Below are 833 nucleotides of genomic sequence, written 5' to 3' on the forward strand. Positions count from 1 at the left end.
CATGATTCTGCCCCCTCCGCCGATCATCGCCGTCACACTTTATTATAGAAAAGGCGGCGCCCCATTCATCTCTGGGCGCCGCCTTTGCTTCGCTTTTTATATGTTAGTGGCGCCGCTTTGCGGCGTCCTTACCGAGAGGGTCAGGCTCTACAGTTAAGCGTGTCCCGTAGGGACGGCAAGCGAGTAACAGCAGGATATGCAGGGGTGAGCGTCGGATTGGTTGCGGATGGGAGGACAGGGATAGGTACGGTAAATAGTAGAGCGTGTCCGAAGGACGAAAGCGTGGACACCGGTGATGGTCGCTAGAACGAGCTTATGGGAGTCCAGAGGGCGTGAGCCCTTTGGGGCCCTCCCTTCCAGGGAGGGTTTGGGTGGGTGGAAAACTAGAACGAGCTTAAGGGATTCCAGAGCGCGTGAACTCTCTGGAATCCCTTTCAGGGGTTTGGGTGGGTGGAAAACTTAGCCCGTAAATTCTTGTACCCATTCGCCGTTATAATAAGCGACGCCGATTTTCTTATAGTTCGCGCTCATAATATTCGCCTTATGACCAGCGCTGTTCATCCATGCGTTCATGACTTCTTGCGGCGACTTCTGGCCCTTCGCGATGTTCTCGCCCGCATACGAGTAGCTCACGCCAAAAGAGCGCATCATATCGAATGGCGAGCCGTAAGTCGGTGACGTATGGTCGAAATAGTTGTTATCGTACATATCCTTCGCTTTCGCAGCCGCAACTTTCGTAAGAAGCGAATCACTGGACAGCGCGGACAGACCCGCTTTCGCACGCTCTTGGTTCACGAGAGTAACCACCTGCTGCGCGAATGCGCTCGTGCCCG

General features: G+C 54.6%; 1 protein-coding gene. It reads right to left on the bottom strand.

What is annotated here, in order from left to right:
* Positions 1-459: 459 nt before the first annotated feature.
* The coding region (locus PKO01S_RS28530; protein WP_246070785.1) for a CAP domain-containing protein at positions 460-833 on the bottom strand (374 nt) is incomplete at its 5' end.

Source organism: Paenibacillus kobensis NBRC 15729 (genome assembly GCF_004000825.1).
Lineage (GTDB): Bacteria > Bacillota > Bacilli > Paenibacillales > Paenibacillaceae > Paenibacillus_T > Paenibacillus_T kobensis.